This window comes from Blastococcus sp. CT_GayMR20, from assembly GCF_004570345.1.
Map to the genome: position 1 here is coordinate 1 of NZ_SPQM01000059.1, position 13,455 is coordinate 13,455.

The 13,455-nt window shown below is 73.8% G+C and carries 13 protein-coding genes; 4 read left to right on the forward strand and 9 right to left on the reverse strand.

The features are described from left to right. From E4P40_RS14535 to dxr, 5 genes are all read right to left on the reverse strand, one after another. A partial coding sequence (locus tag E4P40_RS14535; RefSeq protein ID WP_135159279.1) for a penicillin-binding transpeptidase domain-containing protein occupies window positions 1–1,455 on the reverse strand: 1,455 nt, incomplete at its 3' end. A gap of 73 nt (window positions 1,456–1,528) precedes the next feature. Next, the gene (locus tag E4P40_RS14540; protein ID WP_135159280.1) at window positions 1,529–2,380 is read right to left on the reverse strand and encodes a DUF4081 domain-containing GNAT family N-acetyltransferase; all 852 of its coding nucleotides are present in this window, start codon (window positions 2,378–2,380) and stop codon (window positions 1,529–1,531) included. A gap of 17 nt (window positions 2,381–2,397) precedes the next feature. Then, the gene (gene ispG / locus E4P40_RS14545) at window positions 2,398–3,534 is read right to left on the reverse strand and encodes a flavodoxin-dependent (E)-4-hydroxy-3-methylbut-2-enyl-diphosphate synthase (protein WP_348519647.1); all 1,137 of its coding nucleotides are present in this window, start codon (window positions 3,532–3,534) and stop codon (window positions 2,398–2,400) included. Window positions 3,535–3,622: 88 nt separating this feature from the next. Then, a complete protein-coding gene (locus E4P40_RS14550; protein WP_348519648.1) occupies window positions 3,623–4,996 on the reverse strand; it encodes a site-2 protease family protein in 1,374 nt (457 codons plus the stop codon). A gap of 13 nt (window positions 4,997–5,009) precedes the next feature. Then, entirely contained in the window at window positions 5,010–6,209 is a 1,200-nt protein-coding gene (dxr, locus tag E4P40_RS14555; protein WP_135159282.1) for a 1-deoxy-D-xylulose-5-phosphate reductoisomerase, read from the reverse strand. Between the two features lie 241 nt (window positions 6,210–6,450). Here dxr and E4P40_RS14560 point away from each other — a divergent pair, with 241 nt between their 5' ends. Beyond that, window positions 6,451–6,738 (forward strand): DUF2631 domain-containing protein, encoded by a 288-nt coding sequence (locus E4P40_RS14560; protein ID WP_245160350.1) that lies wholly within the window; start codon window positions 6,451–6,453, stop codon window positions 6,736–6,738. 3 nt (window positions 6,739–6,741) lie between these two features. Here E4P40_RS14560 and E4P40_RS14565 read toward each other — a convergent pair whose 3' ends face one another. Together E4P40_RS14565 and rlmN are read right to left on the reverse strand one after the other, a co-directional pair. Further along, window positions 6,742–7,458, reverse strand: coding sequence for a VIT1/CCC1 transporter family protein (locus E4P40_RS14565; RefSeq protein ID WP_135159284.1), 717 nt, complete (start codon window positions 7,456–7,458; stop codon window positions 6,742–6,744). Further along, window positions 7,455–8,627: a 23S rRNA (adenine(2503)-C(2))-methyltransferase RlmN gene (gene rlmN, locus E4P40_RS14570; RefSeq protein ID WP_135159285.1), complete on the reverse strand. Its 1,173-nt coding sequence runs from the start codon at window positions 8,625–8,627 to the stop codon at window positions 7,455–7,457. The genes E4P40_RS14565 and rlmN overlap by 4 nt, the downstream gene beginning before the upstream one ends. A gap of 33 nt (window positions 8,628–8,660) precedes the next feature. Between rlmN and E4P40_RS14575 the strand changes: the two genes are divergently transcribed. Both E4P40_RS14575 and E4P40_RS14580 read left to right on the forward strand, forming a co-directional pair. Continuing rightward, window positions 8,661–9,317, forward strand: coding sequence for an RNA methyltransferase (locus E4P40_RS14575; protein ID WP_135159286.1), 657 nt, complete (start codon window positions 8,661–8,663; stop codon window positions 9,315–9,317). Between the two features lie 181 nt (window positions 9,318–9,498). After that, window positions 9,499–10,263, forward strand: a complete 765-nt coding sequence (locus E4P40_RS14580; RefSeq protein ID WP_135159287.1) for a UDP-galactose-lipid carrier transferase — start codon at window positions 9,499–9,501, stop codon at window positions 10,261–10,263. On the opposite strand, the gene E4P40_RS14585 is transcribed toward E4P40_RS14580, so the two are convergent. Then, window positions 10,199–11,242, reverse strand: a complete 1,044-nt coding sequence (locus tag E4P40_RS14585; RefSeq protein ID WP_135159288.1) for a DUF2332 domain-containing protein — start codon at window positions 11,240–11,242, stop codon at window positions 10,199–10,201. The genes E4P40_RS14580 and E4P40_RS14585 overlap by 65 nt on opposite strands. 27 nt (window positions 11,243–11,269) lie before the next feature. Here E4P40_RS14585 and E4P40_RS14590 point away from each other — a divergent pair, with 27 nt between their 5' ends. Then, on the forward strand, window positions 11,270–12,376 hold the full coding sequence (locus E4P40_RS14590) for a GNAT family N-acetyltransferase (RefSeq protein ID WP_135159289.1): 1,107 nt from the start codon (window positions 11,270–11,272) through the stop codon (window positions 12,374–12,376). Here E4P40_RS14590 and E4P40_RS14595 read toward each other — a convergent pair. Beyond that, a complete protein-coding gene (locus E4P40_RS14595) occupies window positions 12,373–13,392 on the reverse strand; it encodes a phosphatidate cytidylyltransferase (RefSeq protein ID WP_245160351.1) in 1,020 nt (339 codons plus the stop codon). The genes E4P40_RS14590 and E4P40_RS14595 overlap by 4 nt on opposite strands. Window positions 13,393–13,455: the final 63 nt, after the last annotated feature.

Sequence of the window (13,455 nt, forward strand, 5' to 3'; positions counted from 1 at the left end):
CTGGCCGATCGCGTTCGCCGCCTTGGTCGTCCCCGTGCTGTCGGTCGGCACGCTGCCGCCGAACAGGCCGACCGGGAGCTCCCAGTCGGTGCCGACGCCGTAGGACCGCGCGGCGTCGGACAGGGCGGGGCCGGGCAGTTCGAGGGCCTGCTGGATGAAGGTCGTGTTGCACGACTGCGCGAAGGCCTCGGTGAAGGGGACGGTGCCGAGGTCGAACTGGTCCTGGTTCTCGAACTCGCGGCCCTCGACGGTCGTCGTCCCCGGGCAGGCCACGGAGCTGTCGGGCGTGACCGTCCCGGTCGACAGGAGCGCCGTCGCGGTGATGATCTTCATGCTCGAGCCGGGCGGGAACTGGCCGTTCAGGGCGTTGCCGGCGTCGGCCGCCTCGTTGGAGGACACGGCGAGGATCTCGCCGGTGCCGGGCCGGACCACGACCACGTGCGTGGGCAGCTGCTGGCCCGCGGCGGCGGCGTCGGCGGCGTTCTGGACGGCGGGCACCAGCGGCGTCTGCACCGGAGTGCCCGGCTCCGGCTCCACGGCGGCCACCTCGAGGCCCGCGTCGGCGGTGTTCTCGTCGGTGCTGACGACCGTCACGGTGAAGCCGGGGGTGCCGGTGAGCTGCTCCTGGAATGCGCGCTGCAGACCCGACAGCCCGAGCTGGTCCCCGTCGGCGTACCGCGAGGACCCGTCGTCCTGGGTCTCCTCGATGATCTCGGCGGTCGCCGGTCCCACCCGTCCCAGCAGGGCCGAGGCGAACCGGGCCGACGGTGCCAGCAGTCGCGTGTCGGTCGGGAACACCGCACCGGGCAGGTCGAAGACCTGGGCACGGATGCGCTCGAAGTCCGGCCGCCGGAGCGTGATGACGGGGACGAACTGCCCCGCCGGTGCCGCCTCGACGTCGGCGACGATCTCCTCGGCCGCGATCCCGGTGGCCGCCGACAGCGCGGCGGCGAGCCCCGGCAGATCGGTGACCTGGGCCGTGTCGACACCGACGTTGACCACCTCGGTCGGCGCGAACAGCGGCGCGCCGGAGAAATCGGTGATGGCCGCCCGCTCGGGCAGGCTGCGGGCCAGCTCGAGACGCTGGCCCTCAGCCAGCTCCGGGTGCACCACGGTGGGCTCGGTGACGACCTGCCACTCCTCGTCGCCCTCCTCCAGGCGCAGGGTGGCGTCGTAGGTCCACTCGGGGGCGGCGGCGAGGTCCCAGGTGGCGGTCCAGTCGACGGTCGCGGTGCCGTCCTCGACGGTGACCTCGCCCAGCTCCGGCGTCAGGGTGGCGTCGGGCAGGTCCGTCGCCGTCTGCTCCAGCAGGGCGGTCGCCGCGTCGGGGTCGGTCGTCGCCCGGGCGGCCGCGTCGGTGTCGCCGTCCGCCCAGGCGCCCAGGAACGTCTCGGCCGCCGAGCGCACGTCGTCCTCGGAGCTGCCGGAGCAGGCGCCGAGGACGGAAACGGTCATCAGCATCGCTGTGGCGAGGGCCGGGCCTCGTCGGATCCGCACGCCGACAGCGTGTCACGCCGGTGCCGGAACCTCAGAACAGCACGCTGGCGTACTGCCCGACCTCCCGGAACCCGACGCGGCGGTAGGCACCGCGGGCGGGGCCGTTGAAGTCGTTGACGTAGAGGCTGACGACCGGCGCGATCGCGCTGCGGGCGTACTCGACGACCGCGGCCGTGCCGGCGGTGCCGATCCCCCGTCCCCGGTGGGACGGCGCCACCCACACCCCCTGCACCTGGCACGCGGCGCGGGACACCGCACCGATCTCCGCTTTGAAGAGCACCTCACCGCGCTCGATCCAGGCCAGGGACTGACCGGCGCGCACGAGCTCGGCGACGCGGGCCCGGTAGCCGGCGCCACCGTCCACGCGGAGCGGGCTGACGCCGACCTCCTCGGTGAACATGGCGACCGCCGCCGGCAGGAGCGTCTCCAGCTCGGACGGGCGCACCGGGCGGACCCGCGGCTCGGCGGCGACGGCCGGCGGCCCGTCGATGGCCATCAGCGGCTGGTTCGGCCGGTGGTCGCGGGCCGGGCCCCAGTGCGGGGCGAGCAGCTGCCACAGCGGGGCGACCGCGGCGGCGGGACCGACGATCGTCGAGCAGCGGCGGCCGGAGCGGCGGGCCCGCTCGGCGAAGGCGGCAGCGGCGGCCCGCTCGGCGCCCGGTGCCGTGAAGGGGATCAGGTTGGCGCCGGCCAGGCAGACCGCGTCGAGCTCGCGCCCTGCGCCGAAACCCCACAGCGGCGCGCCCAGGGAGGACGCCGCGGTGCCCGCCGCCTCGACGCGCCCGGCCAGCACGCAGGCGCCGATGGGGTCGGTGGCGAGCAACCTGTGGACGGCGGGCTCGTCCGCGTCGTCCAGGACGCGGGCGGCGGGCGCACGGAGCACGGTCGGGGTGGGGCGGTTCAGCTGACGCTGACCACGGGCGGTCCGGCGGGGACCCCCGCGTCGCCCTGCTCGGCCGCGATCCGCATGGCTTCTTCGATGAGGGTCTCGACGATCTGGGACTCCGGCACCGTCTTGATCACCTCGCCGCGCACGAAGATCTGTCCCTTGCCGTTGCCCGAGGCGACGCCGAGGTCGGCCTCGCGGGCCTCGCCGGGACCGTTGACGACGCAGCCCATGACCGCGACGCGCAGTGGCACCTCCATGCCCTCGAGGCCCGCGGTCACCTCGTCGGCCAGCTTGTAGACGTCCACCTGCGCCCGGCCGCACGAGGGGCAGCTGACGATCTCGAGGCCGCGCTGGCGGAGGTTCAGCGACTCCAGGATCTGGGTGCCGACCTTGACCTCCTCCACGGGCGGCGCGGAGAGGGAGACGCGGATGGTGTCGCCGATCCCGCGCGAGAGCAGGGCCCCGAAGGCGACGGCGGACTTGATCGTGCCCTGGAACGCCGGGCCGGCCTCGGTGACGCCGAGGTGGAGCGGGTAGTCGCACTGCTCCGCGAGCAGCTCGTAGGCGCGGACCATGATCACCGGGTCGTTGTGCTTGACCGAGATCTTGATGTCGCGGAAGTCGTGCTCCTCGAACAGCGAGCACTCCCAAAGCGCGGACTCCACCAGCGCCTCGGGCGTGGCCTTGCCGTACTTGGCCAGCAGCCGCTTGTCGAGCGACCCGGCGTTCACGCCGATGCGGATCGGGGTGCCCGCGGACTTCGCGGCCCGGGCGATCTCGCCCACCTTGTCGTCGAACTTCTTGATGTTGCCCGGGTTCACCCGGACGGCGGCGCAGCCGGCCTCGATCGCGGCGAAGACGTACCGCGGCTGGAAGTGGATGTCGGCGATGACCGGGATCTGCGACTTCTTGGCGATGATCGGCAGCGCCTCGGCGTCGTCGGTGTCGGGCACGGCGACCCGGACGATCTGGCACCCGGACGCGGTCAGCTCGGCGATCTGCTGCAGCGTCGCGTTGATGTCGGCGGTCTTCGTGGTGCACATCGACTGCACGCTGACCGGGAAGTCGCTGCCCACGCCCACGCCCCCGACGTCGAGCTGACGGGTCTTGCGGCGCGGAGCGAGGACGGGAGGGGGTGCAGCCGGCATGCCGAGACCGACGGGGATCGCCATGACAGCCAGTATCCCCTGATCAGCAGAACGCGCCGTCGACGTGGCTGTGAGCTGTACGGCGCCGCTAGCCCAGCGTGATCGGGTTGACGATGTCGGCGATGAAGAGCAGTGCCGACAGCGCCAGGAAGACGCCCGCTACCAGGTAGGCCACCGGCATCAGGCGCGCGATGTCGAAGGGGCCCGGGTCGGGGCGGCCGCGCAGCCGCGCCACCGTGGACCGGGCCTTCTCGTACAGCGCCCCGGCGACGTGCCCGCCGTCCAGCGGGTAGATCGGCAGCAGGTTGAACAGGAACAGCACCAGGTTGACGCTGGCCAGCATGCTGAGGAAGAAGCTCAGCTTCTCCATGCCGCTGAGCTGGGACGCCGGGAGGGCGAAGGCCTCGCCGGAGATCCGGCCGACGCCGACGACGCCGATGGGTCCGTTCTTGTCGCGCTCCTCGCCGAGGAACGCCGCCCGGAAGAGCTGCGGCACCCGCTGCGGGATCTCGATGAGGCGCTGGACCGAGTTCGACACGATCATGCCGAAGTAGCCGGGGAGCGCGCTCACGTCCTGCCGGGCGAGGGTGTCCACCGGGCTGACCCCGAGGTAGCCGGCCGTCGTCGTCTCGGCGCTGCCCGGCTCGACGAGCACCGTGTTCGGGATCGGGGTGACCGTCACCTCGCGCCGCTCGCCGTCCCGTTCGAGGGTGAGGTCCAGCGGCACCCCGGGACTGCTGCGGATGGTGTCCTGCACCGTCGTCCAGCTGTCGTAGGCCGTGGGGTCGACGGGTGCGCCGTCGATGGCGACGATCGTGTCGCCCGGGCGCAGGCCCGCCTCGGCCGCCGGGCTGCGCTGGGGCAGGGTGCAGCCGCTCTCACCGGCCTCGCAGGTCCGGCCCTCCGGGGTGATCGGGACGGAGCAGGCGTCGTCCTGACCCGCGGTCTCGGCTCCGGCCGGCAGGACGCAGGCCGGCACCGTGCTGATCTGCGTGCTGAGGACGGTGGTGCCCACGACGGTGAGGGTGATCGTGAAGAACACGACCGCCAGGACCAGGTTGTGGAACGGCCCGGCGAACATGACGATGACGCGCTGCCACCACGGCTTGGCGTAGAAGACGCGGCCCTCGTCCCCGGGCCGGACGTCGTTGAGCGCCTGACCGCGGACCTCGGCGATGAAGCTGCGCATCCGGGTGGCGCGCTTGCTCTCCCCCTCCTCGGCCGGCGGGATCATCCCGACGATGCGGATGTAGCCGCCGAGCGGGATCGCCTTGATGCCGTACTCGGTCTCGCCGCGATGGCGGGAGAAGATCGTGGGGCCGAAGCCGACCATGAACTGCGGCACGCGCATGCCGAAGCGGCGCGCCCAGTAGAAGTGGCCCAGCTCGTGGAAGCCGATCGAGAAGAGCAGGCCGATCGCGAAGGCGACGACGCCGAGGACGGTCAGCAGGATGCCGCTCAGTTCAGCCCCTCCGTCACGAGCTCCGCCCTATCACGCCCCTGGCGTGCTCGCGGGCCCACTTCTCCGCCGCCAGCACGTCCTCGACGCCGGTGGGGACGCCGAGGTCCGGCGCGTCGTCGAGGGTACGCGCGACGACGTCCACGATGCCCCGGAACGACAGGCGACCCGCCACGAACGCGGCGACCGCCTCCTCGTTGGAGGCGTTGTAGACCGCGGGGAGCACGCCGCCGGCCTCCCCGGCCGACCGTGCCAGCCGGACCGCCGGGAACGCGACCTCGTCCAGCGGCAGGAACTCCCAGGTGCTCGCCTCCGACCAGTCCAGGGCCGGCTGCACGTCCGGGAGCCGGTCGGGCCAGGCGAGGGCGAGCGCGATGGGGAGCCGCATGTCCGGGGGGCTGGCCTGGGCGATGGTCGCGCCGTCGGCGAAGGTCACCATCGAGTGCACGATCGACTGCGGGTGCACCACGACGTCGATCTCGGCGTACGGGACGTCGAAGAGCAGGTGCGCCTCGATGAGCTCCAGCCCCTTGTTGACCAGGGTCGCCGAATTGATCGTGACGACCGGACCCATGTTCCAGGTCGGGTGCGCGAGAGCGTCGGCCACCGAGACGCCGGCGAGCTCGTCGGCGGGCCGGCCGCGGAACGGGCCGCCGCTGGCGGTCAGGACCAGCCGCGCCACCTCGCCGCGGGCGCCTCCCCGCAGGCACTGCGCGAGAGCGGAGTGCTCGGAGTCCACGGGCACGAGCTGCCCCGGTGCGGCCGCCGCGGTGACCAGGTCGCCGCCGGCGATGAGCGACTCCTTGTTGGCCAGGGCGACGGTGCGGCCGGCCGCGAGGGCCGACAGGGTGGGACGCAGGCCGATGGAGCCGGTGATCCCGTTGAGGACGACGTCGGCGGGGCGGGCCGCGAGCTCCTCGGCCGCCCGCGGCCCGGCCAGGATCTCCGGCAGGGAGTACTCGCCCTTGGCCCAGCCGCGCTGGGAGGCGGCGGCGTAGAACGCCAACTGCAGGTCCTGCGCGGCAGTGGCCCGGGCGACCGCGACCGTGCGCACCCCGAGGGCCAGCGCCTGCTCGGCCAGCAGGGCGACGTCTCCTCCACCGGCGGCGAGCCCGGTGACCCGCAACCGCTCCGGGTTCTGCTGCGCGACGGCGATCGCCTGCCGGCCGATGGACCCGGTCGAGCCGAGCAGGGTGACCTCACGGGGGGAACTCACGATGACTCCGGTTCCCTCCCGCGGGCAGCTGCGCTCCTCGCTCCGTGGTCCGGACCGCCTCCGCGGTCGGTCCGCTCCTCGCTCGTTCCTCGCTGCGATGCTCCCTCCCTGTCGGCGGCCGCCTCGCTGCGATGCTCACGTCCCTGTCCGCTCACGCCCGCATCCTCCCCGAACACGCCAGATGCCGGCGCGGCGCCACCTCACGAGGTGGTGCGGCCGTCGTCCTGCCAGAATGCAGCGCGTGAGCGATACGCAGCGGGTCAACCAGCCGGGACGCGAGGAGGGGCTCGTCCGCGTCGGCGAGCACCCGGTCGAGCACGAGCGTCCCGAGGAGTGGGGCTGGCACGGCGAGATGGGCAAGTGGGGACGCCGCCTGGCCATCATCCCCATCCTCTTCACGGCGGCCTACCTCGTGGGCAACCACGAGGGCCGCATGGAGGACATCTGGCTCATCGGCACCGTCGCCCTGATGATCCTGATCCTCGTGTGGGACCGGTTCCGGCGGAAGAACGCCTGGCGCAGTCACTGACCGTCAAGAGACGGTGGTGCCGATCGCCGATCCGATCAGGTAGGTGATCCCCGCGGCGGCCGCCCCGAACAGGAGCTGGCGCAGCCCCGCGTACCACCACGGGCGCGGCGTGAAGCGGGACGACAGCGCGCCGGCGACCACCAGCCCGAGGCCGCCGCACAGCAGCGCCGCCCAGAGCGCCGAGAAGCCCAGCAGGTAGGGCAGCAGCGGCACGAGCGCGCCGGTCCCGAAGGTCAGGAACGACGACACCGCGGCGACCCGCGGTGAGGGCTTGTCCTCCGGGTTGAGACCCAGCTCGGCGACGACGTGCAGCCGCAGCGCGGTCTCCGGGTTCTGCGACAGCTGGACGGCGACGTCCCTGGCCAGGTCCTCCTCGACCCCCCGCACGCGCAACATCTGCACGAGTTCCGCCAGCTCACCCTCGGGGTTGCGCTCGAGCTCGGCCCGTTCCTTCGCCACCTCGAGGTCGAGCTGCTCGTTCTGCGTCTTCACCGACGTGTACTCACCGAGGGCCATCGAGATGGCGCCCGCCACCAGGCTGGCGACGCCGGCGAGCACGATGGCGCGCGGCGCCGCGCCGCCTCCGCCGACACCGGCGACGAGCGCGGTGTTCGTGACCAGGCCGTCCATCGCCCCGAACACGGCGGCGCGCAGCCACCCACCGGAGACGTCGGCGTGGGAGTGCTCGTGCGCCTCGGCGTCCGCAGGAGCCGGATTCACTCGTCGCCCTCGGCGCCCAGCTCCATCGTCGGCTCGGCCGTCGGGGTGGGCACGGCCACGCTCGGGACGCTGATGCTGTCGGCCGCCGCGAGCTGGCCGCAGGCGCCGTCGATGTCCTGGCCGCGGGTGTCGCGCACCGTCGTCGCCACGCCGGCCGCCCGAAGCCGCGCGACGAACTCCCGCTGTGCCGGCAGTGGGCTGGCGTCCCACGGACTGCCCGGGGTGGGGTTCAGCGGGATCAGGTTCACGTGCGCGAGCCGGCCGGCGAGCAGCTTGCCGAGCAGGTCCGCCCGGAACGGCTGGTCGTTGACGTCCCGGATCAGCGCGTACTCGACCGAGTAGCGGCGGCCGGTCTTCTTCGCGTAGGCGTCGGCGGCGTCGACGACCTCGCCCACCTTCCAGCGGGTGTTGATCGGCACCAGGGTGTCGCGCAGCTCGTCGTCCGGTGCGTGCAGGCTGACCGCCAGCGTGACGTTGCGCCCCTCCTCGGTGAGCCGGCGGATCGCCGGCACCAGCCCGACCGTCGAGACCGTGACCGAGCGCTGCGAGAGCCCGAGCCCGTGCGGGGCCGGGGTGAGCAGCGCGTCGAGGGTCTTGCGGACCCGCGCGTAGTTGGCGAGCGGCTCCCCCATCCCCATGAAGACGACGTTCGACAGCCGCCCCGGGCCGCCCTCGATCTCGCCGTCGGCCATCGCCGCCGCGGCCGCGACCGCCTGGCCGATGATCTCCGCGGCCGACAGGTTGCGGGTCAGTCCCTGCTGGCCGGTGGCGCAGAACGGGCAGGCCATGCCGCAGCCGGCCTGGCTGGAGATGCAGACCGTGGCCCGGTCCGGGTAGCGCATGAGCACGCTCTCTACGAGCGCCCCGTCGTGCAGCCGCCACAGCGTCTTGCGGGTGCGCCCGTTGTCGGCCGTCTGGTGACGGACGACGGTCAGCAGCCCCGGCAGCAGCGCCTCGGTGAGCTCCTCGCGGGTGGCCGCGGGCAGGTCGGTCATCTTCGCCGGGTCGGTGACGCCGCGGTAGAAGTGCCGGGCGAGCTGGTCGGCGCGGAAGGGCGGGTGCCCGAGCTCGGCGACCGCCGCACGGGCCTCCTCGCGGGTGAGGTCGGCGAGGTGGCGCCGGGGCATCCCCCGGCGAGGGGCGTCGAAGACGAGCGGGAGGGCAGTCATGGCGCCGCCCATGGTCCCACTAGCGTCCTCGGGGTGACGGACGGCGAGACGGACCTCACCCCGCCGGAGGCCGTCCTCGACACGGTGGGGGTGGGGCCGTGGACCGGTCCGTGGCCGGCGGACCCCCGCTACGACCCCGAGCTGCTCGAGCACGGTGACCGGCGCAACGTCGTCGACTGCTACCGCTACTGGACCGTGGCGGCGATCGTCGCCGACCTCGACCGGCGCCGGCATCCCTTCCACGTCGCCATCGAGAACTGGCGGCACGACCTCAACATCGGGACCGTCGTCCGGACGGCGAACGCCTTCCTCGCCGAGGCCGTGCACATCGTCGGGAAGAAGCGCTGGAACCGCCGCGGCGCGATGGTGACCGACCGCTACCAGCACGTCCGTCACCACGCCGACGTGGGGGAGCTCGTGGCCTGGGCCCGGGACGCCGGTCTGCCGTTGCTGGCGATCGACAACCTGCCGGGGGCCCGGCCGCTCGAGACGGCCGGGCTCCCGAGGGCCTGCGTGCTGCTGTTCGGCCAGGAGGGCAGCGGGCTGTCGGAGGAGGCGCGGGCCGCGGCCGACGGGGTGCTCTCGATCGCCCAGTACGGCTCCACGCGGTCGATCAACGCCGGGGTGGCCGCCGGCATCGCGATGCATGCCTGGATCAGGCAGCACGGGGAGCCCCCGGCCGACTGTTGAGTTGCCGTCGCCGACACGCGCCGACACGCCGGCGGCGGCGACGACAACCCATCACTCGGCGAGGGGACGGCGGCGGCTTCGCGATCGTGCTGGCCCACGAGTGCTGACTCGTCGGTGACCGGGGCCTCGCCCGCTCAGTTCCCGGGCTGCGCGGCGGCCCGCCGCGCGTCAGGCTCTGCGCATGAGCCGGCTCCAGGACGTCGACCTCTCGGTCAGCCTGTCGAAGAAGGACGCGAAACTGCAGCTGAAGGCAGCCCAGGAGCGCCTGGTGCACCTGCGCCTGCTTCTGGGCGGCCAGATCGGCCCCGGAGAGCTCGGGCCGCCGCTGCTCGTGCTGTTCGAGGGGTGGGACGCCTCCGGCAAGGGCGGTGCGATCCAGCGCCTGGTCGGCGAGCTGGACCCCCGGCACGTGCGGGTGGCGCAGTTCGCCGCGCCCACCCACGACGAGAAGCGGCACCACTTCCTCTGGCGGTTCTGGCCGGTGCTCCCGGGCTGGGGCGGCATGGCCGTGCTCGACCGCACCTGGTACGGCCGCGTGCTCGTCGAGCGGGTGGAGGGTTTCGCCGAGGAGCACCAGTGGCAGCGCGCGTACCAGGAGATCGTCGATCTGGAGACGACGCTCGCCGCCGAGGGCACGGTCCTGGTCAAGTTCTGGATGCACCTGTCCCCCGAGGAGCAGCTCCGCCGGTTCGAGTCGCGCCAGGGGAACCCGTACAAGGCCTGGAAGCTGACCGAGGAGGACTGGCGCAACCGGGAGAAGCGGCCGGCCTACGAAGCCGCCGTCGAGGACATGCTCGAGCGCACCGACCACCCCGCCGGGCCCTGGCACGTGATCGCCGGCGAGGACAAGCGCTGGGCGCGGGTGGCCGTCGTCCGGACGGTCAACGAGGCGATCGAGTCCGCCCTGAAGACCCGCGGGATCGATCCGGATCCGCCCCTGGCCTGACGGGCCCGGGTGACCCCTCGTCGAGCCAGTCGATGCGGCCACCGTGCGGGGCGGTTCGCGCGACCGGCCGCCCGTCGATCGACAGCACGAAGTACGGACCCCACCCGCCGCGGAACTGTCTTCCCGTTCCCGGCACCATCCCGGCCCCCTCCTGGGCGACCCAGCGCACCGGCAGGCCGCGCACCTGCTCGACGAACGCCGTCCGGCGGTCCTCCGGCACGTACGGCAGCACGGCCGTGTGCAGGACGACGGGGGTGGCGCCGGCCGGCACGAGCGCGAGCGCGGCGGGCAGCCGCTCGACGAGGTCCCCGGCCAGGAGCACGGGCGGGTCGAGTGCGGCGACGGCGGCCGCCGCGTCGAGGCGCTGCAGCCGCTCGCTCTCGACCGGCCCCGGCCAGACGAGGGCGCGCAGCCACGCGCGGTCGTCGGGATCGGTGACGTCGAGCGGGTTCAGGTCGATCCCGATGCGGGCGACGACCTGCGGCAGACCGCTGGGCAGCGGAACCGGCCCGCTCGTGGTGCACCGGAGGTGGACGTCCTGCCGGGGGCCGACCGGCCGGCCGTCGTACTCGTAGCTGTAGCGGTCCGGGTACAGGCAGAGGCCCGCGGAGGTGCCGACCTCGACGAGGGCGAGCGACCCGCCGATCGTGGCCAGAGCAGGGAGGAGCGCCGCGCAGCGGGCCGGCTCGTTCGTCTGCGTGGCCCGGGCACGCATGGTCGCGTCGAGGCGCTGGGAGTCCGACAGCACCCGCTCGTGCAGCGCGGCGCCGTCCGCCGGGACACCACCCAGGAAGCGCAGCGCGGCGAACAGCAGGGTGGGTTGGCGTCGTCCCGGCGGGAGTCCGGCCAGGAAGCGCAGGACGTCGCGGTCGCCGGCCACCGCGGCGGCCAGCCCGGAGTACACCGGCGACTCGACCGCGGCCTCCGAGACGAACGCGCGGTAGCCCTGCGCGAGACGCTCGAGCTCCTGATCGGTCACCCCGTCATCGTGCAGCAGGATCACCCCGTGCCCGACGACCTCCTCCTGCACCTGATCGAGCCCGCCGGATGGCGGCGGGCGTTGACCGAGGGCGCGGTCCGCCCGCCGTCGCTGGGTTCGGCCGGGTTCGTCCACCTATCGGCACCCGACCAGGTGCACCTGCCGGCGCAGGCCCTCTTCCCCGGCCGCCGCGACCTCGTCCTGCTGGTCGTCGATCCCGGCCGGCTGACTTCTCGGTCCCGTACCGGGTCTTGTCCCGAGCCTGCGAAGGGTGAGGAGGACGGGGTCCTTTCCCTGTTCGGACCGCTGCCGGTGAGCGCCGTGGTGGCGGTCGTCCCCTACCGGCCGCCCACGCCGTTCGTGCTGCCAGCCCCCGGCGACGCGCTCGGCCGGACGCTGGCCCTCCTCATGTCGTTGCCGCTGCGTCGGGCGGTCGGGGTGGGCGACGTCCCCGGCGGCGTGGCGGTCCTCGACCCCGACTTCCCGCACTCCCGCGACAACAACAGGCTGGTGCTGACCGAGCCGGTCGACGCCGCCACGATCGAGGCCGCGGCGGACGAGGTCGGCGGGAACGCGGGGTGGCGGCACCAGACCGCCACGCTGCTGTGGCCGGACGCCGCCGGCACCGCCGCGGAGCTGGCGGCGCGGGGGTGGACGACCGAGGAGCTGGTGCTGATGGCTCGCCCGGCCGGTCCGGTCGACGGCGGAACACGCGCCGAGGTGGTCGACCAGCGCGAGGTGCACGACTTCTGGGCGCAGTCGTGGCGGAAGCAGCTGGCCGGCGAGCGGCAGCGGGACGACATGGTGGCGCAGCTCGTCGGCCGCGAACACCTCAACGACCGGGTCGTCGCCGTCACCGACGTGGTGGTCCGGGAGGACGGCCGGGTGGTCGCCTCGGGTCAGCTCCGGGTCGACGGCGCGACCGCGGCGGTGGACTCGGTGCTCACCGAACCGGCCGCACGGGGCCGCGGGCACGCCGACGCCGTCCTCGCCCGGGCGCTGGATCTGGCGGTGGAGGCGGGGTGCGACCTCGTCGTCCTCGAGGCCGCGGCCGACGACTGGCCGCAGCACTGGTACGCCCGGCGAGGGTTCGAGGCGGTCGGCTCGGCCTGGCAGGCCGACCGGCCGGCCTAGACGGGCGCGAGGAGCGAGAGCAGCAGGTAGGAGACCGCCGCCGCCGGGAGGAGCGAGTCGAGGCGGTCCATGATCCCGCCGTGCCCCGGCAGCAGGCTGCCCATGTCCTTGATGCCGAGATCGCGCTTGATGAGCGACTCCCCCAGGTCGCCGATCGTCGCGGTGACGGCGATGGCCGCGCCGAAGACGAGGCCGCCCCACGGCGGGCCGTCCAGGCCCAGCAGGAAGAAGGGGCTGGCCACGAGCATGCAGGCCAGCACCGAGCCGACCATGCCCTCCCAGGACTTCTTCGGACTGATGGACGGCGCCATGGGGTGCTTGCCGAACAGCACCCCCGCGGCGTAGCCACCCACGTCGCTGGCGACCACCGTCGCGATGAAGACCAGCACGCGCGTGGCGCCGTCCTCGGGGACGAGCAGCAGGACGGCGAACCCGGCGAGCAGCGGGACGTACAGGGCGACGAGGACGCCGGAGGCGGCGTCGTCGAGGTAGCCCTCCGGCCCGTCGGCCAGCCGCCACAGGAGGACGGCGAGCGCGGTGATCAGGAAGCCGACGACGAGGCCCGTGGGTCCCCGCGTCCAGGCCAGGGCCTCCATGGCCACCGTGCCCACGAGCAGCGGGATCAGGGGCGGGCGGAAGCGGCCGGCCCTGAGCGCGCCGGTGAGCTCCACGACGGCGACGAGGATCGCCGCCACCAGGACGGCGAGGAAGGCGGGGCGCCAGACGACCAGCGACGCCACGATGACGGCGACCAGGCCGACGCCGACGCCGATGGCAGCGGGCAGGTTGCGTCCGGCGCGGCCGGGAGTCTGCTCCGTCACGGGTAGTCCGCTGTCCGGGGTCGCCATGACCGTCGACGTCGGGGTGTCGTCACCGACCACCGGCGGCGCCACGACGGGCTGCGGCGCCGAGGGCGGCGCCGGCCGGGTGCCGCGGATCGGCACGGGCCCGGTGTCGTCGCCGTCGGCTGCGGACCGCCCGGGAGCCTGGGCCAGGCGCCCGCCGAGCGGCGGCACCGGGCCGGTCCCCCGATCGGCAGATCGGGGGCGGTCGGCGGCGGGAGGAGGCGTCATGGTCGG